The organism is Agrilactobacillus composti DSM 18527 = JCM 14202 (assembly GCF_001436375.1).
Taxonomy (GTDB): domain Bacteria; phylum Bacillota; class Bacilli; order Lactobacillales; family Lactobacillaceae; genus Agrilactobacillus; species Agrilactobacillus composti.
In genome coordinates this window covers 48,315-75,030 of the sequence record NZ_AZGA01000002.1, presented here as the reverse complement: position 1 = coordinate 75,030, position 26,716 = coordinate 48,315, and the positions used below count along the sequence as shown (strand labels likewise).

Genomic DNA, 26,716 nt, shown 5'->3' with positions numbered 1-26,716 from the left:
ACGTTTTCTGCGTAATTTAAACAAAGACCAATTACGCAGGAGGCGTTTTTTTATGTTAGCGTGTTATTTATACAAGTTAAAACTCAGTGGGGCTTTCAATAATCGACAATTGTTATTGGTGGCCCAATACTTAGAACAAAAGCAACAGTTACCCAACCAGCTGGCGGATTTATTGGCCATTGCCGAAATTGCCCCGCAAAAACGGGCACAAGTACAGCGCCAATTAAAAGATCCACTGCTTTCTCAAAAAGTAGCGTTCAATAATGACGTCGGCCACTTTTTAACCATTTTAGATGACGCTTATCCCAACCGACTGCGAGAAATTTATGATCCGCCGGCGGTTTTGTTTTATCAAGGGGATTTAACTTTATTGCAACGCAGTTGTCTGGGGGTGGTGGGGGCGCGTTTTGCCACGACTTATGGGACTGCTGCCTTAAAACACGTTCTAAAAGAACTGGACACCGTGACCATTATCAGTGGTTTAGCGCAAGGGATTGATCGAACTGCCCATCAAATTGCCTTAGCCACTAAGCTAGCAACGGTGGCGGTGATTGCAACAGGATTGGACAGTTGTTATCCATCTCAAAATAACGCATTGCAAAATACAATTCAACAAAAAGGCTTACTCCTAAGCGAATATCCCGCGGGAACTTTACCCCGGCGTTTTCATTTTCCTATTCGTAATCGAATTATCGCTGGACTTAGTCATGCACTTTTAGTGGTGGAGGCCAAACAAAAAAGTGGCAGTCTGATCACCGCCAATCTAGCCTTAGAATATAATCGCAATGTTTTAGCGATCCCCGGCAGTTTATTTGCCCCCACATCTCAAGGCACCAATGCCTTGATTAAAGCCGGCGCAGCTGTGGTGACCAGTCCAGATGATCTGCGGCCTAATTTGACCTATTATCCATAAAGGTGTACTGTTTTGGTTTTGTAAGCATCCGATAAATTTGACAAAGGCGAATTTAATAGCATATGATGTTTTACGATTTCATTTATTCAGTATAGAGAGGAGTTTATCTATGGCTAAGGGAAAGAATTTGGTCATTGTGGAATCGCCCTCCAAAGCTAAAACAATTGAGAAATACTTGGGCCGCAACTATAAAGTTGTTGCCAGTTTGGGGCATATCCGCGATTTGCCTAAGAGTCAAATGGGCGTGGATATCGAAAATAACTACCAACCAAAATATATTTCTATCCGGGGTAAAGGCGATGTTATCAAGGGTCTGAAAAAAGAAGCTAAAAAGGCGGATCATGTCTATCTAGCAGCCGATCCGGATCGTGAAGGCGAAGCCATTGCATGGCACTTGTCCCACATTTTAGATTTAAACCCTGAAGATCACAATCGCGTGGTCTTCAATGAAATTACCAAAGACACTGTCAAAAATGCTTTCAAAGAACCGCGCAGCATCGATATGAATCTCGTAGATGCCCAACAAGCTCGACGTATTTTAGATCGATTAGTGGGTTATTCAATCAGTCCCATTCTTTGGAAAAAAGTTAAAAAAGGGCTTAGTGCCGGCCGAGTCCAATCGATTGCTTTAAAGTTGATCTTGGATCGAGAACGCGCCATCAAGGCCTTTGTTCCACAGGAATATTGGACGATCGAAACGGAATTTAAGAAAAGTACTAAGAAGTTTAAGGCCAACTTTTACGGTGTAAACAATAAAAAGCAGGCTTTACCAGATAATGAAGCTGTCCAGGGTATTTTAAAACAGATCGATCGTCAAGCTGACTTTGATATTACCAAAGTGACTCGGCGAGAACGTAAACGTTTCCCTGCGGCACCGTTTACTACCAGTTCCTTACAACAAGAAGCCAATCGGCGCTTAAACTTTCGGACCCGTAAAACTATGATGATTGCCCAACAATTATATGAAGGAATTAACTTGGGGGGTAAAGAAGGTACCGTGGGGTTGATCACCTATATGCGGACCGATTCTACGCGGATTTCATCTGGCGCTAAACACGAAGCCTCCCAATTTATCCATGATCAATATGGCGAAGCTTATGCGGCAGTTAAAATCCGGAAAACCAAGAATCCAGAAGGGGCACAAGATGCCCATGAGGCTATTCGCCCAAGTTCTGTTTTACGGACACCAGACAGTTTAAAAGAGATTTTAACCAAGGATCAATTGAAACTATACAGCTTGATTTGGTCTCGCTTTGTGGCTAGTGAAATGACGCCGGCAGTGATGGATACCATGTCAGTGACCGTGATGCAAAATAAGCTGACCTTCAGAGCAACAGGGTCGAAGACAAAATTTGCAGGTTTTACCAAAATTTATGTCCAAAGTGGTGATGAATCTAAAGATTCAGAACTACCGGACTTAAATGAAGGGGATACGGTCAAACTTAGTAAAACTGATCCGGCCCAACACTTCACCCAACCGCCAGCACGCTATACTGAAGCTAGTCTCGTCAAAGCTTTAGAAGAAAATGGCGTGGGTCGGCCGTCAACTTATGCGCCCACTATTGATACCATTCAACGACGCTATTATGTGCGGTTAAATGGGAAGAGCTTTGAGCCCACGGAATTAGGGGAAATTGTCGATGAATTGATCGAGGATTTCTTCCCGGATATCGTTAACGTGGATTTCACGGCGAAACTAGAAGACGAATTAGATGAAATTGAAGAAGGCGACCAAAAATGGGTCCAAGTGGTGGATCAATATTATCAACCTTTTTCAAAGGAAGTCGCCCAAGCCGAAGATAAGATCGAAAAGATTCAAATCAAAGATGAACCCGCCGGCTTTGATTGCGATATTTGTGGTGCCCCAATGGTTATCAAGATGGGCCGTTATGGGAAATTTTATGCCTGCAGTCGCTTCCCAGATTGCCGCAATACCAAAGCCATTACCAAAGAAATTGGGGTTGTCTGTCCTAAATGTCATGAAGGACAAGTCCTAGAGCGTAAATCCAAAAAGAATCGCATTTTTTATGGCTGTTCCCGTTATCCAGATTGTGATTTTGTCTCTTGGGACAAACCAGTAGGTCGAGATTGTCCGAAATGCGGCCATTTCTTAGTGGACAAGAAGGTTAAAGGTGGGCATCAAGTCCTTTGCCCGAATGGGGACTATGAAGAACAATTGCAAAAATAAAGGTCAAAAAAATACAGTTCAGCTTTGAATTGTATTTTTTTAGTTAAATTTTTCAAAATAACGCATTCGAAATATTAAACTAAAGAACAAAACCATGATATAATAACAAAATATTGAAAATAATAAAGAATGAGGTATTCGTATGACAGCAAAACCTTTTGTAAACGTCATTGGTGCTGGCTTAGCAGGTAGTGAAGCTGCTTGGCAAATTGCGAGCCATGGCGTAGATGTTAGACTTTATGAGATGCGACCTAATACCATGACACCCGCCCACCATACAGCACAATTCGCTGAGTTGGTTTGTACCAATTCTTTGCGGGCCAATCAAATCACGAATGGTGCCGGTCTCTTAAAAGAAGAAATGCGCCATTTGAATTCTGTGGTCATGGCTGCTGCTGATCACAATGCAGTACCGGCCGGTGGGGCATTGGCCGTTGATCGAGAACCATTTTCAGCTGAAATAACGGCTAAAATCAAAGCCTTGCCGAATGTGACAGTTATTAATGAAGAATTAACTGATTTTCCAGAGGGTATCACAGTTGTGGCCACTGGACCTTTAACAGGTAGTGGGTTGGCAGAACGGATCAAAACCTTAAATGGTTCTGATGGTCTGTACTTCTATGATGCGGCTGCACCAATTTTGGATGGCAGTACCATTGATCGAAACAAGGTATATTTAAAATCTCGTTATGATAAAGGCGAAGCTGCTTACTTGAACTGCCCCATGGATAAGGCCGAATTCGAAGCATTTTATGATGCCTTGATCCATGCTGAAGTTGCGCCGGGACATGAATTTGAAAAAGAGAAGTTCTTTGAAGGTTGCATGCCTATTGAAGTGATGGCCAAACGGGGTATTAAAACAATGTTATTTGGACCTTTGAAACCCGTGGGCTTAGAAGATCCTAAAACTGGGAAACGGCCTTATGCAGTCATTCAATTACGCCAAGATAATGCGGCTGCTAGTCTTTATAATATCGTTGGTTTCCAGACGCATTTAAAATGGGGCGAACAAAAACGGGTATTCCAAATGATCCCCGGTCTAGAACATGTGCAAATTGTCCGCTATGGGGTTATGCACCGCAATACCTTTATGAAATCCCCTGAAGTTTTAGAGCAAACTTATCGTTCCAAGAAAAATCAACAACTATTTTTTGCCGGTCAAATGACTGGGGTCGAAGGCTACGTTGAATCAACAGCCAGTGGCTTAATCGCTGGTCTTAATGCTGCTAGACTTGCGTCAGAACAAGCGCTGCTGACAGTTCCTGAGACCACGATGATGGGTGCAATGGCCTACTATATTACTCATACCAGCGGCAAACACTTTCAACCAATCAATGCAAATTTTGGTATTCTGCAAGCTTTACCACAAAAGATTCGTGACAAAAAAGAACGCAATCAGGCTTTAGCTGAGCGCGCCTTAAGCGATATGGACCAATTTATTCAAGACCAGTTGAATCAATCAATATCAGTCTGAAGTCCTTTTCAACCTCTCGTTGCTTGTGTTAAGCTTATTAAAGCAAGTACGGGAGGCTTTTTTATGTTTGAAATAAAATGGGTCAAACAGTTTCTTGATTATCTCCGCTATGAGCGACAGTATTCAGCAAATACAGTGCTGGCTTATCAACGGGATATTCAAAACTTTGAAAAAATCGTCACGGCTAATGATCAAGCTAAATCTTTTGCTAAAATTGACGGCTTAGATGTTTCGAGTTTTTTAAACACCTTGGATCAAGCTGACTTGGCCGCCAGTACGGTGGCCCGAAAAGTCTCTAGTTTACGTACTTTCTATAATTTTTTAAATCAGCAACAACTTTCCAATAACACGCCATTTATAGGTGTTGCTACGAAGAAACAAGCGAAACGCTTACCGCAATTTTTTTACGGTAAGGAAATGCTGGCTTTACTTAAAGCTTGTGATGGGGAAACATTTGCCGATCGGCGGGATAAGGCAATCATTGAATTGCTTTATGCCACGGGTATGCGGGCTTTTGAACTGGTGAATTTAACCTTGCCACAACTTGATTGGGATAAGCAGATCGTATTGGTTCATGGCAAAGGGAATAAAGATCGTTATGTGCCCTTTGGTCGCTACGCGAAGGCTGCCCTTGAGGTTTATTTACAACAAAGCCGGCAACCACTGTTGACAAAGTTGCATTTAGCGCATAATGTCATTTTTGTGAATCAGCGGGGCCAGGGCCTGACGACTAGGGGATTGGCTTATATTTTATCCCAGCGGATCAAAAAAACTGCGTTAACAGGTGATATTCATCCCCACATGATCCGCCATACCTTTGCGACCCAGATGTTAGAAAATGGGGCAGATTTACGGACTGTCCAAGAATTATTGGGACATGCCAGTTTGTCGTCAACGCAAATTTATACCCATGTCACGATGACCCATTTGCAAAAGGATTATCGTAAATATTTTCCCAGAGCCAGTGATTAATAAAATTCAAATAATAATGACTAAGTAAATTGCTTAGATTTGGAGGCTTTCTAATGACAACAATTGTTGCAGTTAAGCATAATAATGAAACAGCCATTGCCGGTGACGGCCAAGTTACCATGGCTGAAAAATATATCATGAAGGGTACCGCGCAAAAAGTAAGACGGATCTACAATGGCAATGTCATCATCGGTTTTGCCGGTGGTGTCGCAGATGCCTTTACACTATCTGATTGGCTTGAAAAAAAATTAGAATCTTATTCCGGCAATTTGAAACGAGCTGCCGTTGAATTAGCCCAAGACTGGCGCAAGGATCCCACTTTACAAAAATTAGAAGCGCTCTTGATTGCTATGGACAAGGATAACTTGTTAGTGATTTCTGGTAACGGTGAAGTCATTGATCCTGATGACAACGTGGTGGCGATTGGTTCCGGGGGCAACTTTGCGCAAGCTGCCGCCATTGCCATGACCCATCACGCCAAAGATATGGCTGCTAAAGAAATTGCCATTGATGCAATCAATATTGCAGCCGACATTGACATTTTTACCAACCACAACGTGATTGCCGATGATTTTAAGGAGAAGTGAGAGACTTGGAACAAATGAATAGAACACCAAAAGAAATCGTAAAAGAATTAGATCATTATATTGTCGGCCAACAAGAAGCTAAAAAGGCTGTGGCCATTGCTTTGTATAACCGTTATCGGCGCACACAATTATCTCCACAAATGCAACAAGACATCACGCCTAAGAATCTGTTAATGATTGGCCCAACTGGGGTTGGTAAAACAGAAATTGCCAGACGGCTGGCTAATATTGTGTCAGCACCTTTCATTAAAGTAGAAGCTACCAAATTTACTGAGGTTGGTTATGTGGGCCGTGATGTGGAATCCATGGTCCGGGACTTAGCAGACATTTCGGTACGGATGGAAGAAAAAGAACAATTTAAACATGTGCGAGCCACAGCCGCCGCAGCCGCCGACAAGCGCTTAGTTAAACTATTAGTGCCTGGGATTAAAAAGGAACAGCGGCAAAACGGTCTGCAAGAAATGATGAACATGTTTAGTAACCTACAAAATGGGGATACGCCGCAGAATCAAGAACCCGAAGAAGAAGTCAACGACACAATCCGTGATCAACGCTTAAGCGTCAAAGAACAGTTGGATAAAGGTCTGTTAGAAGACAAGGAAGTTACGATCACCATGGATGAGCCCAAAAAAGTTGGTCCAATGAATGACATGATGGGCCAAATGGGGATTGACATGAGTGATATGCTTGGTTCAATGATGCCTAAGAAGCAAATTCAACGGACACTACCTGTTAAAGAAGCCCGGGAAGTCTTAATTCAACAAGAATCCGATAAATTGGTTAATCATGATGACATTTATCAAGATGCTATCGTTCGCGCTGAAACTTCTGGAATTATCTTTATTGACGAATTTGATAAGATTACCGCTGGTCAGAAGCAAAACTCAGGTGAAGTTTCCCGCGAAGGGGTTCAAAGAGATATTTTACCAATTGTTGAAGGTTCACAGATCAATACCAAATATGGCATGATCAATACGGACCATATATTATTTATTGCTTCTGGCGCCTTTGCAGCATCCAAACCCAGTGATTTGATTGCTGAATTGCAAGGCCGCTTCCCAATTCGCGTTGAATTAAATGATTTAACTGAAGAAGACTTTGTTCGTATTTTAACTGAACCAGACAATGCTTTATTGAAGCAATACATGGCTTTAATTGGTGTGGATGGGATTAAGCTGACCTTTACCAAAGAAGCAATTCAAGTCATTGCTAAAACAGCCTATGACGTGAACCACGGGACTGAAAACATTGGTGCTAGACGGTTAGCAACAATTCTTGAAAAACTGCTAGAAGAAGTATTATATGAAGGCCCTGACATGCAAATGGGTGATATTACAATTACCGAGAAATATGTCAATGATCGCATTGGTAATATTGTGAAGGACAAAGATATGACCCGCTACATTTTATAAGATATTGGGAGTGATTTAATAATGGTCACAATTGAAAATGACTTTATTAAGGCAACAATTGCTGAACACGGTGCTGAATTACAAAGTCTTTTTGACAAGAATGCACAGATTGAACATCTTTGGGACGGAGATCCTAAGATCTGGGGGCGGCATGCGCCAGTATTGTTTCCGATAGTTGGTAAACTAAAAGACGATACATACACTTACCAGGGGAAGACCTACCATATGACTCAACATGGTTTTGCCCGGGACCGGGATTTTCAAGTTATCTCGAAAAGTGAGACTGAAGTTATTTTTCAGTTAGTCGACGATACAAAATCTCGGGCTGTTTACCCCTTTGCTTTCAATTTAAAGATTCGTTATAGCTTGGTTAATAATCTGATCAAAGTCCGCTATACGGTGACTAATCCTAGTGATGATCAGCCTTTGTATTATGCCATCGGGGGTCATCCTGGCTTTAAGGTGCCTTTTGTACCAGATACGAAATTTGAGGATTATTACTTGAACTTCTCCCCAAGAAAATCACGAATTCGCGTTCCAATCAACGCTGAAAGTAAACTGATTGATTTTGATCACCGCACTTTAACCGCGACTGATGCGGATATCATGTTGTCCCATGATCTTTTTGAAAATGATGCTTGGATTTTGGAATTATTGGGTCAAGGTGATACTTTCCGTATCAAGACCGATAAATCAACCCACTATATTGAAGTCATGGTCAATGATGGCCCTTATATGGGGATTTGGTCCAGTTATCCTAAAACTGGTGATTTTATTTGTCTAGAACCGTGGTGGGGCATTGCGGATGGTGAAAATTCTAATGGAGATTTCACTAAAAAACATGCGATTCGAAAATTAGCACCACAAGATCACTACACATCCCGTTATCGTATCGCCATTTTTTAATATGAATTGATTGTTTGAACAAGTGAACAGGCACAAAAAAGACCGGCGGCAGATTTAACATTGTCCCGGTCTTTGCTTGTGATTAGCTTTTAAAGCTTAATGTGATGAATTATTTACTCAGTTTTTTTTTAGATGATAAACGAGGCCAAAAGGTACTAGACTTTCGTTACCATTTTTAATACGGCTAATATTGCTGCGATGCCGGTAAATTAAAAGACAAGCAATTATTGCCAAAAAAGCAGTAAAAATTGGGTCTTTTAAGAATAGCGACAACAGTACAATTAAAATAGAACCAAGAATACTAGCTAGGGACACCATACTACTTAGCAAAACTAGCACCAAAAAAATCAGGACGGCAACAATAAAAAATCTGGGCTCATAAGCCAGCAATATTCCCGCACTGGCAGCGACGGCTTTGCCACCGGTGAACTTTAAAAAAATAGAGTAACAATGGCCAATCACCGCAGCGGCACCTGCGACTAACATCAAGTAGGTATGGCCATAACCTAGCCAAAGGGGTAGACTGGTCCCAATAACGCCCTTTGAGATGTCCATGATCAATACAATAATACCAGCTGGTTTTCCCAATACTCTAAAGGTATTGGTGGTACCGATGTTGCCACTGCCGTAATTTCGAATGTCCTTATGAAAAAAGAGACGACCAATAATAACCCCAGAAGGGAAAGAACCGATTAAATATGATAGAATGACTAACAGTGCAATTTCCATTTTAACCTCCTATATGTATTTATATATTTTAGCATTACTTTTCTGAAAATACATTTTTTACTTGAAATTTAGGAAATTCTTGCGTAAGCTTAGTTCTGCTGTGGGAATATTAGTTCCCATTTAAATTAAGGAGTTTAATTGAATGAAACAAACTAATGACTATAATGATACCTCTATTCAGGTCCTTGAGGGTTTAGAAGCTGTCAGAAAGCGACCTGGCATGTATATTGGCTCCACGGATTATCGTGGCCTGCACCATTTGGTTTATGAAATCGTTGATAATGCCGTGGATGAAGCATTAGCCGGATTTGGCAAAGAGATCAATGTGACCATCCATGCTGACAATAGCTTGACTGTTCAAGATTTTGGTCGGGGCATGCCCACGGGCATGCACAAGTCAGGTGTCCCGACTATCGAAGTTATTTTAACGGTTCTTCATGCTGGCGGTAAATTCACGCAAAATACCTATAAAACTTCTGGTGGCCTGCATGGGGTCGGAGCTTCGGTTGTCAATGCGTTATCCGCATGGCTTAAAGTCCGCGTTGTTCGAGATAAAGAAGCCTTTGAGGAAACCTTTGAAAATGGGGGACATCCCAAGGGAACTTTAAAAAAGCTTGGTAAAGTCAATGAACCAAACGGCACGACGATTACCTTTAAACCAGATCCCACGATTTTTACAACCATTAAATTTAGTTTTGATACCTTGGCAGAGCGATTGCGGGAGTCAGCTTTCTTATTAAAGGGCGTTAAAATCACGCTGACAGATGAACGTAGCGGCAAAGCTGAAGTTTATCATTACGAAGATGGCATCAAGGCCTTTGTAGGTTATCTTAATGAAGATAAAGATACCCTAGGTAATGTCTTTTATTTTGAAGGCCAAAAAGATGGTATGGAAATTGAATTTGCAGGTCAATACAATGATGGCTATTCGGAAAATATTATTTCCTTTGTGAATAATGTTCGGACAGGTGATGGGGGTACCCATGAAGCCGGCATGAAATCTGGTTTGACCAAAGCCTTTAATGACTATGCGCGCAAGGTGAATCTTTTAAAAGATCGGGATAAAAATCTCGAAGGTTCCGATGTCCGAGAAGGATTATCTGCCGTATTATCGGTGCGTATCCCTGAAGAAATTCTGCAATTTGAAGGCCAGACCAAAGGTAAACTGGGAACGCCCCAGGCACGGACGGCCACTGATGCGGTGGTTGCTGAGCAAATGGGCTTTTTCTTAATGGAAAATGGCGATTTGGGCCAGCTGTTGGTCAAAAAGGCGATCAAAGCCCGTGAAGCTCGAGAAGCTGCTCGAAAAGCCCGTGAAGAAAGCCGTTCCGGCAAGCGTCGTAAGAAGACCGACACCTTATTATCTGGTAAGTTAACACCGGCGCAATCGAAAGATGCTAGTAAAAATGAACTTTACTTGGTGGAAGGGGATTCCGCCGGCGGTTCTGCTAAATCAGGCCGTGATCGGAAATTCCAAGCGATTTTACCACTTCGGGGTAAAGTATTAAATACCCAAAAAGCTAAGTTAGCCGATATTTTGCATAATGAAGAAATCAATACCATGATCCATACCATTGGTGCCGGTGTTGGTGCTGAATTTTCACTTGAAGATGCCAATTACGATAAGATCATCATTATGACCGATGCGGATACCGATGGGGCCCATATTCAGATCCTATTATTAACCTTCTTTTATCGTTACATGCGACCATTGATCGAAGATGGTCGGATTTATATTGCGCTACCACCTCTTTATAAACTTCAAAAGGGTAGTGGTGCTAAAACTAAAATTGCGTATGCCTGGACGGATGAAGAATTAGATCATGAGATCAAGCAAATGGGGCGCGGTTACAGTTTACAACGTTTCAAAGGGCTAGGGGAAATGAATGCTGACCAATTATGGGATACCACCATGAATCCTGAGACCCGGACGTTAATTCGGGTCAAGATTGATGATGCCCAACTAGCTGAGCGTCGGGTCACCACCTTAATGGGTGATAAAGTTGCGCCTAGACGGCGTTGGATCGAAGACAATGTGGTCTTCAGTTTAGAAGAAGATGGCAGTATTTTGGATCATAATGTGGCTTCTGATACTGAATCTGACCGGCATCAAGATAATGAACATTTATTAGAACAACTCGATAAAACTAAGAAGTGAGTGAATTAATTGGCTAAAGCTGCACAGAACATTCAAGAATTATCCTTAGAGGATGTCATGGGTGACCGTTTTGGCAGATATTCAAAGTATATTATTCAAGAACGGGCCTTACCTGATATTCGCGATGGTTTAAAACCAGTTCAACGGCGTATTTTATATGCCATGTATTTAGATGGGAATACCTATGACAAAGCTTTTCGTAAATCAGCTAAATCTGTGGGTAATATTATGGGTAACTTTCATCCCCATGGCGATAGCTCTATTTATGAAGCTATGGTTCGCCTCAGCCAGAATTGGAAATTACGAGAACCTTTAATTGAAATGCATGGTAATAATGGTTCCATGGACGGGGATCCCCCGGCTGCCATGCGGTATACCGAAGCCCGGCTGAGTAAGATATCAGCGGAATTATTGCGAGATATCGATAAAGATACCGTTGATATGGTTTTAAACTTTGATGACACCGAAAAAGAACCTACGGTTTTACCGGCTCGCTTCCCTAATTTGTTGGTAAATGGGGCAACCGGAATCTCAGCGGGTTATGCGACGGAAATACCCCCCCATAACTTAGGAGAAGTCATTGATGCCTTTGTTTACCTAGTAGACCACCCCCAAGCTGATTTGGCTGACTTAATGCAGTTTGTTAAGGGACCAGATTTTCCCACAGGGGGGATCTTACAAGGCTTAGCCGGGATCAAAGAAGCCTATACTACCGGTCGCGGTAAAGCTGTTTTGCGCTCTAAGACAGCAATTGTGCCGATTCGAGGTCACCGTGAACAAATCGTGATTACTGAAATTCCATATGATGTGAATAAAGCTCAGTTAGTTAAGAAAATCGATGAAGTTCGGGTGTTGAAAAAAGTAGATGGCATTTCCGAAGTTCGTGATGAGAGTGATCGCTTAGGGCTTTCAATTGTGATTGAATTAAAAAAGCAAGCAGATGCCCAGGGTATTTTAAACTACCTATTTAAAAATACCGATCTTCAGATCACTTATAACTTTAATATTGTGGCCATTTCAGATATGCGACCCAAGCAAGTTGGTTTGGTTGAGATCCTGCAAAGCTATTTGCAACATCAACAAGATGTCTTGACCCGGCGGACACAATACAATCTTAAAAAAGCGCAAGACCGGCAACATATCGTTGAAGGCTTGATCAAGGCCTTATCTATTTTGGATAAGGTTATTAAGACGATTCGTGCCAGTAAAGATAAGAAATCAGCTAAAGTAAAGCTGCAAGCTGATTATGGTTTTTCAGAATTGCAAGCCGAAGCCATCGTTGTCTTACAGCTGTATCGTTTGACCAATACCGATGTGACCGAGCTACAAAAAGAACATGATCAATTATCCAAAGACATCACGCGCTACACAGATATCTTGGAACATCCTGCAAGTTTGGCCAAGCTGATCAAAAAAGAAGCACTTGGGGTCAAAAAGCAATATGTTAGTCCTAGAAAAACCCAAATTGAAAAAGAAATTGAAGCCATTACCATTAATACCAGTGTGCTGGTCAGCGATGAAGAGGTCCGAGTAGCGGTTACCCGCGATGGTTACTTCAAACGCAGCAGCTTGCGGTCTTATCAAGCTTCCGTGTCTAAGGATCCAAAAGATAATGGTATTCGAGAAAACGATCAATTTGTTTTAAATACCGTTGCAGGAACATTGCAGCATTTGTTTATCTTCACCAGCAAGGGCAATATGATTTATCGGCCCATTCATGAAATTGACGATGTCCGTTGGAAAGAAGTTGGGGAGCATATTTCCCAAAGCGTCGGTTTAGATGGTAGTGAAAGCATTGTTGCCGCTTATGTGGTACCTAAGCTAGACATGGCCTTAAACTTTGTTTTAGCTACCAAATATGGGCAAATTAAGCAAGTTGAGTTGGCTAATTTACAGCCAAATCGGACGTATAAGTCCAAACCACAGCTAGCCATTAAATTGAAACAGGCTGAAGATGAAGTCCTGCAAGTCTATCAAATCCAAACTGCAGCGGTATCACAATTTGAAGTTGTTTCTGCGACGCATCTGGGCTATGGGGTTCGTTATCCTTTGGCAGAAGTGCCGGCTGTTGGCGCTAAAGCAGCTGGGGTCAAGGCGATGGATCTAAAGCCAGATGATTATATTGTTAGTTTTATCTTGACTGATTCAGCCAAGGACAGCTTAGGATTGTTGACCCAAAGAGGTGCTTTTAAACAGATGCACCTCAGTGAGTTACCAATTTCTAGCCGAGCCCGGCGTGGGGTCTTGTTGTTGCGTGAGTTAAAACGCAATCCTCACCGAATCTTTGCACTGATCAAAGAACCAGCGGATTTAAGTCAAGTCAAGGCAGTTGATATCTTAACAACAACTGGCGTACGGATTCAAATAGATCCTAAAACCCATAATTTTGGCGATCGTTATTCCAATGGTTCCTTTGTAATGGATGTGGAGACACAAGGTGATCCTAAGGAAATTAAACTGATCAATTATCCCCAAGATGTTGGTGATAACGGGTCAGATACTAAAAAGTCCGATTAATCTTAAAAGAGACCATTAAATCATTCGGTTTAATTGGTCTCTTTTTTTGGGCTTTTCTTGTGAATTAGGCAACAGTGTGGGTAAATCGCAGCCAACTGTTATACAACTATTCGCACTTTTGGCTGCTGTACCAGTGCAGTTTTGTGTTAAATAATACAATCTTGAAAGCGCACTCTTGTTTTAAAAATTTGATTTAATGCGCCAAAGCTTGGTATGATAAGGATGTGTGATGAGGGCTATCATAAAAATAAAGAAAGGGCTTGCAATCTCATTGCGACGTGTTATACTTTAAACATCAAAGCTGTTCCTTGTGAATTTGTTAATGTTTTGAGTTCATTAATATGGAGGGTATCATAATATGAAACAATTAGAGAAAAAAGATATTAAAACTTATTGGGCAGGTTTTAATAGCGGCGCTTGGCAAGAAGAAATCAACGTTCGCGATTTCATTCAACAAAACTTACACCAATATGATGGTGACGAAAGTTTCCTTGCTGGTCCTACCGACGCCACAACTCAATTAAACAATCAATTATTAGACTTAAAGAAAAAAGAACGTGAAGCTGGCGGCGTTTTAGATGCTGACAACAATGTTGTTAGTTCAATTACTTCCCACGGCCCTGGCTATTTAAACAAAGACTTAGAAACAATCGTGGGTATGCAAACTGATGCACCTTTGAAACGGGCATTCATGCCTTATGGTGGGATTCGGATGGCCGAAGAAGCTTTAACTTCTTATGGCTTTAAGACTGATCCTGAAATGCATAAGATTTTTACAGAAGATCGTAAGACCCATAACCAAGGGGTATTTGATGCTTATACACCAGCTATGCGTAAAGCACGGCACTACAAGATTTTAACTGGTTTACCTGATGCCTATGCCCGTGGCCGGATCATTGCTGACTTCCCACGGATCGCAATTTATGGGATCGATCGTTTGATGAAAGCTAAAGCAGCTGATTTTGACTTGATTGGTGACGGCGAAATGACTGACGATGTGATTCGCTTGAGAGAACAAGTCAACGATCAATATCGGGCTTTAAATGACATGAAGAAAATGGCGCAAGCTTATGGCTTTGACATTTCTCGGCCTGCTGCTAATGCTCAAGAAGCTATTCAATGGATCTATTTTGGCTATTTAGCTGCAGTTAAAACACAAAACGGTGCTGCGATGTCCGTTGGTCGGATCGATACTGTTATTGATGCTTATATCCAAAGAGATATGGCCCAAGGCAAGTTAACTGAAGCGCAAGCTCAAGAATTAGTTGATCATTTTGTCATGAAGTTACGGATGGTTCGTTTCATCAGAACACCAGAATACAATTCCTTATTCTCAGGTGATCCAATTTGGGCTACTTTATCTATGACTGGTATTGGCATGGATGGCCGGCATCATGTGACTAGAACTGCTTTTCGTTTCTTGAAGACTTTAGACAACATGGGTGCTGCACCAGAACCAAACATCACCTTATTATGGTCTGATCGTTTACCTGAAGGCTTCAAACGTTATGCTACTGAAGTTTCTATCAAGAGTTCTACGATTCAATATGAAAACGATGAATTAATGCGGAACCAATGGGGTTCTGATTACTATGGCATTGCTTGCTGTGTCTCTGCACAACCAATTGCTGATGGTGTTCAATTCTTCGGTGCCCGGGCTAACTTAGCCAAAGCTTTACTTTACGCCATCAATGGTGGTAAAGATGAAATCAAAGAAGAACAAGTCGGCCCAGCTTATGCACCAATTACCAGTGAATACATCGACTATGATGAATTCATGGACAAATTTGGCAAACAAATGGACTGGTTGGCAGACGTTTACGTTAACGCTTTGAACACCATTCATTATATGCATGATAAATATTACTATGAGGCTGCTCAATTTGCTTTGAAAGATACGCGTTTAGACTATACCTTTGCAACTGGCATTTCCGGTTTCTCTCATGCCGTTGATTCTATTTCAGCCATCAAATATGGCCATGTTAAGGTTATCAGAGATGAAAAGGGTATTGCTGTCGACTTCAAGGCTGACAATGACTATCCTCGTTATGGGAATAATGATGACCGTGCTGATGATATCGCGAAATGGTTGATCAAGACTTTCTACAACAAGATGAATACACACCACTTATATCACGGTGCTAAATTATCTACTTCTGTTTTGACAATCACTTCAAACGTTGTTTATGGTAAGAACACTGGGACCACACCAAATGGCCGTCAAGCTGGCGAACCATTCTCACCTGGTGCGAACCCTGCCTATGGTGCCGAAAAGAATGGGGCTTTAGCTTCCTTGTTATCTACTGCTAAAATCCCTTACAAGTACGCGACTGATGGTATTTCCAACACATTCGGTGTTACGCCAAATACTTTAGGCCATGACGATGAAGATCGTAAAGATGCTTTAGTAAACATGGTTGACGGTTACATGGAAAACAATGGTATGCATTTAAATATCAACGTCTTTAACAAAGCAACCTTGATTGATGCTCAAAAACATCCTGAAGAATATCCTACACTTACAGTTCGTGTCTCTGGTTATTGCGTATACTTCGCTGATTTAACCAAGGAACAACAAGACGACGTTATTTCTCGGACCTTCTTCGAACAAATGTAATTTCTAACAAACACTTAGGGAGCGGATGGTGATAGCCATCCGCTTTCTACTAGAGAAGATGAATTTCATCTTCTTTAGTAGAAAGAATCTCTCCTTAAAGGAGGAAGAAATATGCTTGAAATGCAAGAAAAAAATACAACTGAACAAAAACCGGTCATCGGCTATGTTCATTCTATAGAAACTTTTGGTTCCGTTGACGGCCCCGGTGTCCGCTTTGTGGCCTTTTTGCAGGGGTGTCGGATGCGCTGTGAATTTTGTCATAATCCTGACACTTGGAATATTGGCGTTGGCACTGAAATGACTGCTGATGCGTTATTAGAACAAGCAGTTAAATATAAAGCTTTTTGGGGTAAAAAAGGGGGGATCACCGTTTCTGGCGGTGAATCTTTGTTACAGATCGATTTTATTATTGATCTCTTCAAAAAAGCGAAGGCATTAGGTATCAACACTTGTTTAGATACCTGTGGGCAACCTTTCACCTATAAGGAACCGTTTTTCAGCCGTTTCAAAGAATTAATGGCTTATACAGACGTTTCCTTAGTAGATATTAAGCATATTAATCCTTATGAACATAAAAAGTTAACCGGTTGGACCAACGAAAATATTCTAGCGATGATTCAATATATGTCTGACAATGGTCACCATATGTGGATCAGACACGTTTTAGTCCCTGAACGCACTGATTACGATGACTATTTGGCCCAACTAGGGGCTTATATCAAGACGATTAAGACCGTCGATAAAGTTGAAGTTTTACCCTATCACACCATGGGGGTCTCTAAGTACGAAAATTTAGGGATCAATTATCCGCTAAAGGGAATTGAACCACCTACTCAAGAACGGGTGCAAAACGCTGAAAAGTTGTTGGATACTAAGGCTTATACTGGTTATAAGAATTAGGTTATCATTATAATTTGAAATTTAAATAGCTATAAAAAAGAGCAGCTTTTTAGTTGCTCTTTTTTATCATTTTCATTATTATTATGTTATAAGTGCTGGGATATTCTTTTTGACGAGCACGGTGTTATTAAAACTCAGTTGCCATTAAGCCGGCAGCAGTTACTTGTGATTCACATTTTGACGCCACCTGTTAGCCAGCGCTTCTGACACGAAAAATCAGGGGCTAGTACGCACATTATAAAAAAAGGAGATTTCCTAGTGGTTAAAACAAAACAAGAGAATATTTTCTCGTCCAAAACATTGACCTACTTCCTACAGCTTGCTGAAACCATGAATTACACGCAAGCCGCACAAATCTTAGGCATTACCCAACCAGCCTTAACGCAGCAAATTAAAAAGTTAGAGAAGAGCGTAGGTGCGCCATTGTTCTTTTCTATCGGCAAAAGATTACAGATTTCAGATGCTGGTAAAACTATGCTGCAAGCCACTAAACAGATCTATGAAGTCTTAAATAATGCCACGGATGAAATCCAACAATCTACCAATGCTAATTCCGGTAAGATCAACATTGGCTTTTTATCTTCTATGGAAAGCTCAGTATTTGAGAATTTCATCATTAATTATATTGAAGCGAACCCGAACATTGAAATTTCTTTTCGCTTACTGACCCGTAAGGAAATTTGGGACGCGTTAGAAAATAACCGTATCGATGTGGGTGTGATGTATTTACCCGATGAATCCATTAAAAACTGGAAAGCTTATGCCACTAAGAATATTGTGGATGAAGAATTACTATTTGTGCACAACAATCCCAAATTAGCCAGACGTAAGCGGGTTAAGTTTAAGGATACCTTGGATAAAAAGTGGGTGACCTATCCTGATGATTATTATCTGGCCCAAATTGTCAAAGAAACCTTTAAAAATCAATTGGTGGACCAGCCCCAAAGTTCGGCTCAGTTCACGACCCCGTTTCAATTGATGAAATTTAGTCAACACGTTGATGTGAATACTGCTTTACCCCAAAGCTTCTACTTTGCCCATGCTAATGAATTTACCCAGTCGGCGTTACCTTTTGAGCCATCGATCAAATTTCAGATGCAGTTCATTTTTCGCAAGGATAAGTTAGCGATTCCACGGATTGCCCGTTTTTTTGAAGCTTGGGATAAATATTTCGCCGAAACTGATTATAATACTCGATTACAACAGCATTAAGCTTTATAATGAGTAGTGTTAATACTGTTGATAAAGGAGTTTTCAAAAAATGGCAAAAGAATTAATCTTTGGACATCAAAATCCAGATACCGACGCAATTGTTGCGGCAATCTCTTATTCATATCTCCAAAATAAATTGGGCTATGATACTGAGGCCGTTGCGCTAGGTGAACCTAATGAAGAAACTGCTTATGTTTTAGACCATTTCAATACCAAAGCACCACGGGTGATCCAAACCGCTAAAACAGAAGTCGATGCGGTTATGTTGGTGGATCATAATGAACCTCAACAAAGTGTCAGTGATATTGCCGATGTAAAGGTGACGCATGTTGTGGACCATCATCGGATCCAAAATTTTAATACAGCTGATCCGCTATATTATCGGGCTGAACCGCTGGGCTGTACCAGTACGATCTTATTAAAAATATACAACGAAAATAACGTGGCAGTCCCAGAAGTCATTGCTGGCTTGATGCTTTCCGCTATTATTTCAGATACATTACTTTTGAAGTCACCAACAACAACTGATGAAGATCGTGATGCTGTTAAAACATTAGCTGAGTTGTCTCATACAGACTATCAAACTTACGGGTTAGAGATGTTAAAAGCTGGGACTAATCTTGGCAATAAATCAGCAACAGAATTGATCGACATGGATGCTAAGAGCTTTGATATGAATGGTCATGCCGTTCGAGTTGCTCAAGTTAATACAGTGGATATCGCTGATGTTTTACAACGTGAAACAGAATTGCGTGAAGCTATGGGTGCTGAAAACAAAAGTAAAAATTACAGCTTGTTCATTTTGTTGATTACTAATATCTTAAATAGTGATTCAGAATTGTTGGCCATTGGTGACGATGCTAGTAAGGCTGCTGTTCAAAAGGCCTTCGATGTTACCTTAGCTGATGATAAGGCTAATTTACCAGGTGTTGTTTCTCGAAAGAAACAAGTTGTACCGCAATTAACGGCCGCTTTTGAATAATTAGAATAAACTTTGAGAGTTCTTACAAGGCGTACTTGTAAGGGCTTTTTTTGGCCTTTCATAAAGGGAATTGGTAGGATATATATACATATCTAACATGACTATGTCAGCTGAATTTAAAATTTAATAATTTTCTAATAATTATCATAGATGCTGTTATGACAGTGATTTGAGCTGTCAAAAAGTTAATCAAAAAAATTTTTTGTCGCTTTTCAAAGAAAACTTCTTGCAAATTATAAGATCTAGTGAGAATATTTATACATATAATTAAATTTTAATTGTTTCCTAATGGTTTGGACATTTCCGGAGGTGGCTCATGGATACACGATTTTTGAAAAAATTTACCAGTCAGCAACAACAGTACCAATATTTTGACTATGCGGCTTGGCTGGCACAACATGGCTCTACAAAAACTGCATTTCCTTATACCATTCGTATTTTAATGGAGCAGTTATTACGATTTGCGGCCAATGATGAGAAATACAATAAAAACTTAGATCATTTATTAAATTGGGATCAAAACCATGATCAAGATGTTGCTTTTAAAGCACAGCGTGTTTTATTGCAGGATTTTACAGGTGTTCCAGCCTTGGTGGATTTAGCAGCCATGCGGGATAAGGTTATTGAACTTGGCGGAGATGGTAAATCAATTAATCCAGACGTGCCAGTGAATTTGATCATTGATCATTCTGTTCAAGTTTTATCGTCAGGGAATGCCGATGCTTTTGAAGATAATATCAGTAAGGAATTTGAGAATAACCAGGAACGTTATCGTTTTTTAAAGTGGGCAAAACAAGCCTTTGAGAATTTAGAAATTGTGCCACCGGATAATGGGATTATTCACCAAATTAACTTGGAGTACTTAGCTCGTGTTGTCTTTACCGAAGCTCAGGCCGATGGCACTTTGGTTTATCCAGACACAGTTGTGGGCACAGATTCTCATACGACTATGACGAATGGTTTAGGTGTATTGGGCTGGGGTGTTGGTGGTATTGAGGCTGAAGCTAGCATGTTGGGCGAAGTAACATTTTTCCCAATTCCTGAAGTTGTAGGTGTGCGTATCTCTGGTGATCTACCCACAGGGGCGACTGCAACTGACTTGGCACTAACTGTGACCCATCAATTGCGACAATTGAACGTAGTGGGCAAGTTTGTGGAATTCTTTGGACCTGGTTTGGAGCAGCTCACTGTAGCTGATCGGGCCACAATTGCTAACATGGCACCAGAATACGGGGCTACTTGTGGCTATTTCCCAATTGATCAACAAACAACGGCTTACCTCAAGCTTACTGGCCGTGATGCCAAACAAGTACAGTTAATTGAAGATTATGCCAAGGCTAACGGTCTTTGGTACGATCCCACAACAGATGACCAAAGACATTACTCCACGACTTTGGATTTAGATTTAACCCAAATTACACCTAGCCTTGCCGGTCCAAAAAGACCCCAGGATTTGGTGGCCTTACAAGATTTGAAAACAAGATTTACCGCTGAAAAGCCAGGTTTAACGATTAAGATGCCTGATAAGACCTATGATTTAAACTACGGAGCGATCGGGATTGCAGCCATTACCAGCTGTACGAACACATCTAATCCAGCCTTGATGCTAACAGCAGGCTTTATCGCCAAAAAAGCGGCAGAGCTGGGTCTAGCAGTGCCAAGCTATGTTAAAACATCCCTTGCACCAGGTTCTAAGACCGTAACAGCTTATCTAGAAGCGGCTGGTTTAACGCCTTATTTGGATCAATTAGGCTTTAATTTAGTTGGCTATGGCTGTACGACATGTATTGGGAATTCTGGTGCTTTGAAGCCAGAAGTTGTTTCAGCTCTAAGCGATTCTGATTTTCCAATGGCTGGGGTTTTAAGTGGTAACCGTAACTTTGAAGGTCGGATTAATCCGTTGATCAAAGATACGTACCTGGCCTCACCACCATTAGTTGTAGCCTATGCCTTGGCAGGAACGTTAAATATTGACTTAGCCACTGATGCTTTGGGTACAGCCCAAAATGGCCAAGCTGTTTACTTAAAGGACTTGTGGCCTGATGCCAAAACTGTTGAGACGGCAATCCAAGAATTTATCGACTCAAAACTATTTTCTACTAGTTACGAAGATGTCCTAGCGGGCAATGACCATTGGAATAAACTACCGGTCGTAGATAAGCCGACCTATGACTGGGATCCAAAGTCAACTTATATTGCCCGGCCACCATTCTTCAAATCAATGGCCAATCAAACTAGCACACACTTTGGCAAGCTGAAAGTTTTAGGTAAATTTGGCGATTCGATTACCACTGATCATATCTCACCGGCAGGTTTTATTGGCCAGCAAACACCAGCGGGGCAGTACTTATTGTCCAAAGGTGTCCAACCCACGCAATTTAATTCTTACGGTGCCAGACGGGGAAATCATGAGGTTATGATGCGGGGGACCTTAGCAAATATCCGGATTCAAAATCAATTGACCCCAGATAAAGAGGGGGGCTATACCATTTTTTGGCCAACTCGAACTGAGATGACCATTTATGATGCCGCCCAAGCTTATGAAAAAGAACCAGTTGATGGTTTGATTATTCTAGCCGGCAAAGATTATGGCATGGGTTCTTCCAGAGACTGGGCCGCAAAGGGTGTGAAACTTTTAGGTGTGAAAGCGGTTATTGCCGAAAGTTTTGAACGGATTCACCGCTCTAACTTGGTCATGATGGGGGTTTTGCCGTTGCAGTTTGAACCTGGACAAAATGCTCAATCTCTTGGCTTAGACGGATCGGAAGATTATACTTTGGACTTTGATGCGGCCAGTCAAAGTGCTTCTGTGACAGCTAAAAAACAAGATGGGACGCAAGTTGAGTTCAAAACAAAATTACGTTTTGATACGCCAACGGATGCACGATACTACGAAAATGATGGGATTTTGCCTATGATTATTCGTGAGAAAGTTAAGCAATAAAATAATAGCATTATTAAAAATTATTGTTGTTTGAATGGTTAAATTAAGGAGGCGCTCGTAGTTTTGACAAAAGATTTTATCACACATACACCCGCAGGTTTTAAAGTGCCAGATCACCCCATTATTCCCTATATCGAAGGCGATGGAATCGGCCCAGAGGTTTGGGCTGCTGCTCAACCGGTATTTAACACAGCTGTTCACAAAGTATTCGGAACGGCGAAGAGGGTAGAGTGGCAGGAGGTACTAGCTGGAGAGAAAGCATTTAACCAAACGGGCGAATGGTTACCACAAGCTACGAAAGATGCCTTACAACAGGCTTTAATCGGCATCAAAGGGCCTTTAACCACACCTATTGGCAAAGGCCATCGATCCATTAATGTCACGTTACGCCAATACTTTGATTTGTATGCTTGTGTCCGTCCCGTACAGTACTTCAAGGGCACACCGTCACCTGTTAAAAAACCGGAGTTAGTAGATATGGTGATTTTTCGGGAGAATACTGAAGACATTTATGCCGGTATTGAATATGCTCAAAAAAATGCGGCAGAATTAAAACAAACTTTAATTGATACTAATCAAATGGCTAAAGTTCGTTTCCCAGATAGCAGTAACTATGCTATCAAGCCCATTTCTAAAGAAGGCAGTGAACGTTTTGTGATTTCAGCAATCGATTATGCCTTAGCCCACAAGCGGCATACGTTAACGTTAGTGCATAAGGGTAACATTATGAAACTGACCGAAGGCGCTTTTAAGCAATGGGGCTATGATATCGCCGAGGCTAAATATGGCGATCAAGTATTTACGTGGCAGCAATATACGACGATTAAGGCCAATGATGGCGCAGCCGCGGCTGAAAAGGCTTTTAAAGCTGCAAAACAAGCCCAAAAGTTAATTATCAACGATATTATCACCGATAATTTCTTCCAACAAGCTTTGATTAATCCTCAAAATTTTGAAATTGTCGCAACTTGTAACTTAAATGGTGATTATATGTCGGATGCGTTATCCGCACAAGTTGGCGGGATTGGGATCGCACCTAGTGGTAATATCAACTACACAACGGGTCAAGCCATCTTTGAATCTACTCATGGGACGGCACCAGAATTTGTAGGTCAAAACAAATTAAACCCGTCATCAATCTTGTTATCCGGGGCAATGATGTTTGATTATTTTGGTTGGCGTGACGTGGGCAATTTGATTACCGAAGCGATTGCCACAGCTATTCAAAACAAACAAGTGACGTGGGATTTCGCGGCTGGCATTCCAGGCGCCACACAATTGAGCACGTCAGATTTTGGGGCGTATTTGCAGCGGCTGATCGAAGCGAAGGCCTAGTGCCAAATTGGCGCAGAAAATGGCAGTAAAATCGTAAAGTTTGGTATTTTTATAAAAATGAGACAACTTCCGATAATATATATTATGTTAACTTAAATACATTTTTCATCCTGTGGGTCCCCTAGCCTGGCTTTTGGACCACAACTTTTATGATTTGTTAACGGGTCCTGTTGCCAATCCAACTTAACTAAAAATACGCCGATCTAGAAATTAATTTAGGTTGGCGTATTTGTTATGGTTAATTTAAATGACTTGGCGACGTTTTTTGGGCAGTCGCTTTAATTGCTGTAGTTTAGTATCAATCGTGGCAAGTACTTGCTGGCGATCCTCAGGATTTGTGATAAAGTCGTATTGATCGCCATCAATTTGAATTTTACTAGCATACCATTCTTGGTAATAAGCAATTAAGTCTTGATAGTATTGCGGTAGATTTGGATCTTGGGCTAATTGTTCATACGGCCGTCCCCGCTTTTGAATACGTTGAATCATCGTATCATAAGAGACATGGATATTGATCAGCAAGTCTGGATGTTTTTTGGGTGTACCAGCTAATTCTGCCATCATATTTTGCAATAAGTCCTGATAAATCAAATATTCCTCTTTGGTGGCATGCCCTTGATCGGTGTTCATCTTCATGAAAATTTCGTCTTCATAGATTGAACGATCTAAAACGTTATTGTCGTCTGTTAAAGCTGCTTTGATGGCATGAAAGCGGGTATTTAAGAAGTAAATCTGTAATAAAAATGTATAGGGATTGATAGCATCTTTTTGGCCAGCTGCCCTTTTGGCTTCGGCAATTTTATTCCCCTTATAAAATAATGGTAAGACTGGATTATTATCGACTTGTTCGTAAAAAGCTGTCGTACCTAAATGTTCAGCAAGAATTTTTGTCAGAGAACTCTTCCCTGATCCGATCACACCACTTAAGACCAACACTGTCATTCATCTTCCTTCTTTTCTAATCATTATAGATTTTCGATTCGTTTGCTAAGGCTGTCACGTTAGCAGATTTTTTACTATGGTCAAACCAGTTGGAAACTAATACAGCAATGATATCATTACCCACATAAATACTGTAGGTCACCGCTAAGGCCCAATCCCCGGAGCCACTGTGCAAGGCCGTCATTGTCCATAAAACCAAGGACATAACACCCTGGGCAAACCAGAAATAATATTGTTCTGGAAACCGGCGCACACACAACCAAGTTGCCACTAAACCAATAGCTGTGCTTAAGGCATCGACAGCTGGACGAGCATCATTGGTGAAATTGGCAATCAAGACATAGCCAATACCCCAAATGGTTAAAGTAAGCAATAGATATTTTAAGATCATTGTTCGTTTGTTGGTATCAGCGAAGTGTCTCAATTTAGTATCTTTATCCCATTCAGTCCCTAAAATAATAGGTAGATCTAACATGATAATATAAGTACCTTGTAACACGATTTCCATATAATTTGTGTTGGGAATTGCCGTGGCGATAATCATAATGGCCGATGCTAAACCAAACAACCCATTTAACCACTTGCGCGAAGTGATCAGATGGACACAAAACATGCCCAACATGCCCGCAATAGTCGATATCCAACTTGCTTTAGGGTTGATAAGCTGCATACCAATTAAAAAACCAATGCCAAAGGCACATAAAAGATAACTCTGCAATGTCCAACCACGCCAGTCAGCAAGTAAATGGGTGCGTAACTTATGTGGGAATGTTTGAAGCCCAGAAATGATTTGCATAAAATAGTTTCCTCCAATATATATGTAATAAACTGTGCTTTTTGATAGGCAAACACAAGATATAGTGGCAAGTAAAAAGGCCAACTACAATATATTGCTTCATTTCAAAAGAAATGTCAATATATTGTAGTTGGCCTTTTCAAAAAAATAAATTGAATGGAAACTATTTCCAGAAAATAAGATGAACAGTAATGAGTATATCCAAAACTAGCTAATCGTTATATACTCTGATCCAGGCTAAAGCCATGGCCTTGTCCCCCAGATGAACGCCAACAACAGGTCCAAAATAAGTGATTTCTGTGGGTAATTCCGGGAAGCGGGACTGAATCCCCTGTTGCCAAATTTTGGCCTCTGGTAAATCATCGCCATGAATAATCAAAGCACGCAAAGGATAATCATGGGTTGTGATGGCTTGTTGCAATAACTCCTCAGCTCTGGCATAGGCTCTTTTAATAGAACGTACTTTTTCAAAAGCTACGATTTTATGGGTATCTGGATCAAAAGTTAACAAGGGTTTTATTTTAAGGACGGTGCCCACTAAGGCAGAAGCATTGGAGAGTCGCCCACCCCGCACCAAGTTTTGTAAATCATTGACAATGAAGACTTCCCCCATGCTAGCGCGCATTTCATTTAGCCGGGCCAAAATAGCATCAAGGTCGGCATGGTTGCGGTTCATTCTGGCGGCTTCTAGCACCAAATGTCCCATAAGCATGACCGTGATCTGGGAGTCATAAGGGATTAGTTTGACACCAGAAATAGTGTTTTCTAATAGCCGTAAATTATCAACAAAGCCAGAAATACTGCTGGCTAAATGAATGGATAAGATGGTATCATAGCCGGCTTCATGTAATTGTTCATAAAGTTTTTTAGCTGTCCCTAAGGCTGGCTGGGAGGTAGTTGGGAAAGTTTTGCTGGTTTTTAAGAGTTTATAAAACTCAGCAGTGCTAATATCTTTGCCTTCTTGATAAGACTGGCCATCTACCATAAATGGGATTGGGATGACGTGGATATCATTGGCTTTGATTTGTTCAGCTGAAAGATAAGCTGTACTGTCCGTTACGATGGCAAGTTTCATTAAACCGTCTGTCCTTTATTATAATATTGAGTGCATCAAAAAGTATAAATATAATCA

At 41.0% G+C, this 26,716-nt stretch carries 19 protein-coding genes; 15 read left to right on the top strand and 4 right to left on the bottom strand.

What is annotated here, in order from left to right:
* The first annotated feature begins 52 nt into the window (after window positions 1–52).
* The 7 genes from dprA to FC83_RS00640 all read left to right on the top strand — a co-directional run bounded on the left by dprA (window position 53) and on the right by FC83_RS00640 (window position 8,452).
* Entirely contained in the window at window positions 53–913 is an 861-nt protein-coding gene (gene dprA, locus FC83_RS00670) for a DNA-processing protein DprA (RefSeq protein ID WP_035451715.1), read from the top strand.
* Window positions 914–1,022: 109 nt separating this feature from the next.
* Entirely contained in the window at window positions 1,023–3,101 is a 2,079-nt protein-coding gene (gene topA, locus FC83_RS00665; protein ID WP_057002257.1) for a type I DNA topoisomerase, read from the top strand.
* Window positions 3,102–3,243: 142 nt separating this feature from the next.
* On the top strand, window positions 3,244–4,575 hold the full coding sequence (gene trmFO, locus FC83_RS00660; RefSeq protein ID WP_035451717.1) for an FADH(2)-oxidizing methylenetetrahydrofolate--tRNA-(uracil(54)-C(5))-methyltransferase TrmFO: 1,332 nt from the start codon (window positions 3,244–3,246) through the stop codon (window positions 4,573–4,575).
* Between the two features lie 72 nt (window positions 4,576–4,647).
* Entirely contained in the window at window positions 4,648–5,547 is a 900-nt protein-coding gene (gene xerC, locus FC83_RS00655) for a tyrosine recombinase XerC (RefSeq protein WP_201782532.1), read from the top strand.
* A gap of 53 nt (window positions 5,548–5,600) precedes the next feature.
* Window positions 5,601–6,134 carry an ATP-dependent protease subunit HslV gene (gene hslV, locus FC83_RS00650; protein WP_035451719.1) on the top strand — a complete coding sequence of 178 codons (534 nt, stop codon included), beginning with the start codon at window positions 5,601–5,603 and terminating at the stop codon, window positions 6,132–6,134.
* Window positions 6,135–6,148: 14 nt separating this feature from the next.
* Window positions 6,149–7,546, top strand: coding sequence for an ATP-dependent protease ATPase subunit HslU (gene hslU / locus FC83_RS00645; protein WP_152537700.1), 1,398 nt, complete (start codon window positions 6,149–6,151; stop codon window positions 7,544–7,546).
* A 21-nt stretch (window positions 7,547–7,567) separates the two neighbouring features.
* On the top strand, window positions 7,568–8,452 hold the full coding sequence (locus tag FC83_RS00640) for an aldose 1-epimerase family protein (RefSeq protein ID WP_035451722.1): 885 nt from the start codon (window positions 7,568–7,570) through the stop codon (window positions 8,450–8,452).
* Window positions 8,453–8,569: 117 nt separating this feature from the next.
* Here FC83_RS00640 and plsY read toward each other — a convergent pair whose 3' ends face one another.
* The gene (plsY, locus tag FC83_RS00635) at window positions 8,570–9,181 is read right to left on the bottom strand and encodes a glycerol-3-phosphate 1-O-acyltransferase PlsY (RefSeq protein WP_057002255.1); all 612 of its coding nucleotides are present in this window, start codon (window positions 9,179–9,181) and stop codon (window positions 8,570–8,572) included.
* Window positions 9,182–9,323: 142 nt separating this feature from the next.
* Here plsY and parE point away from each other — a divergent pair, with 142 nt between their 5' ends.
* The 8 genes from parE (at window position 9,324) to icd (ending at window position 23,846) form a co-directional block, all read left to right on the top strand.
* Complete coding sequence (parE, locus tag FC83_RS00630; RefSeq protein ID WP_057002254.1) at window positions 9,324–11,339, top strand: DNA topoisomerase IV subunit B; 2,016 nt, start codon at window positions 9,324–9,326, stop codon at window positions 11,337–11,339.
* Window positions 11,340–11,348: 9 nt separating this feature from the next.
* Entirely contained in the window at window positions 11,349–13,856 is a 2,508-nt protein-coding gene (parC, locus tag FC83_RS00625; protein WP_081763018.1) for a DNA topoisomerase IV subunit A, read from the top strand.
* Window positions 13,857–14,214: 358 nt separating this feature from the next.
* A complete protein-coding gene (gene pflB, locus FC83_RS00620) occupies window positions 14,215–16,473 on the top strand; it encodes a formate C-acetyltransferase (RefSeq protein ID WP_035451724.1) in 2,259 nt (752 codons plus the stop codon).
* Between the two features lie 111 nt (window positions 16,474–16,584).
* Window positions 16,585–17,373 carry a pyruvate formate-lyase-activating protein gene (pflA, locus tag FC83_RS00615; protein ID WP_035451726.1) on the top strand — a complete coding sequence of 263 codons (789 nt, stop codon included), beginning with the start codon at window positions 16,585–16,587 and terminating at the stop codon, window positions 17,371–17,373.
* A 258-nt stretch (window positions 17,374–17,631) separates the two neighbouring features.
* Window positions 17,632–18,585, top strand: a complete 954-nt coding sequence (locus FC83_RS00610) for a LysR family transcriptional regulator (protein WP_035451728.1) — start codon at window positions 17,632–17,634, stop codon at window positions 18,583–18,585.
* Between the two features lie 49 nt (window positions 18,586–18,634).
* The gene (locus FC83_RS00605; protein WP_035451729.1) at window positions 18,635–19,567 is read left to right on the top strand and encodes a manganese-dependent inorganic pyrophosphatase; all 933 of its coding nucleotides are present in this window, start codon (window positions 18,635–18,637) and stop codon (window positions 19,565–19,567) included.
* Window positions 19,568–19,883: 316 nt separating this feature from the next.
* Window positions 19,884–22,511: an aconitate hydratase AcnA gene (gene acnA / locus FC83_RS00600; protein ID WP_057002253.1), complete on the top strand. Its 2,628-nt coding sequence runs from the start codon at window positions 19,884–19,886 to the stop codon at window positions 22,509–22,511.
* A gap of 63 nt (window positions 22,512–22,574) precedes the next feature.
* Complete coding sequence (gene icd / locus FC83_RS00595; RefSeq protein WP_052004948.1) at window positions 22,575–23,846, top strand: NADP-dependent isocitrate dehydrogenase; 1,272 nt, start codon at window positions 22,575–22,577, stop codon at window positions 23,844–23,846.
* 243 nt (window positions 23,847–24,089) lie between these two features.
* Here the strand turns inward: icd and FC83_RS00590 are convergent, their stop codons facing one another.
* The 3 genes from FC83_RS00590 to FC83_RS00580 all read right to left on the bottom strand — a co-directional run bounded on the left by FC83_RS00590 (window position 24,090) and on the right by FC83_RS00580 (window position 26,659).
* Window positions 24,090–24,788, bottom strand: coding sequence for a deoxynucleoside kinase (locus FC83_RS00590; protein ID WP_152537780.1), 699 nt, complete (start codon window positions 24,786–24,788; stop codon window positions 24,090–24,092).
* Between the two features lie 16 nt (window positions 24,789–24,804).
* Window positions 24,805–25,584, bottom strand: a complete 780-nt coding sequence (gene pnuC / locus FC83_RS00585; RefSeq protein WP_052004947.1) for a nicotinamide riboside transporter PnuC — start codon at window positions 25,582–25,584, stop codon at window positions 24,805–24,807.
* 211 nt (window positions 25,585–25,795) lie between these two features.
* Complete coding sequence (locus FC83_RS00580; RefSeq protein ID WP_035455247.1) at window positions 25,796–26,659, bottom strand: DegV family protein; 864 nt, start codon at window positions 26,657–26,659, stop codon at window positions 25,796–25,798.
* Window positions 26,660–26,716: the final 57 nt, after the last annotated feature.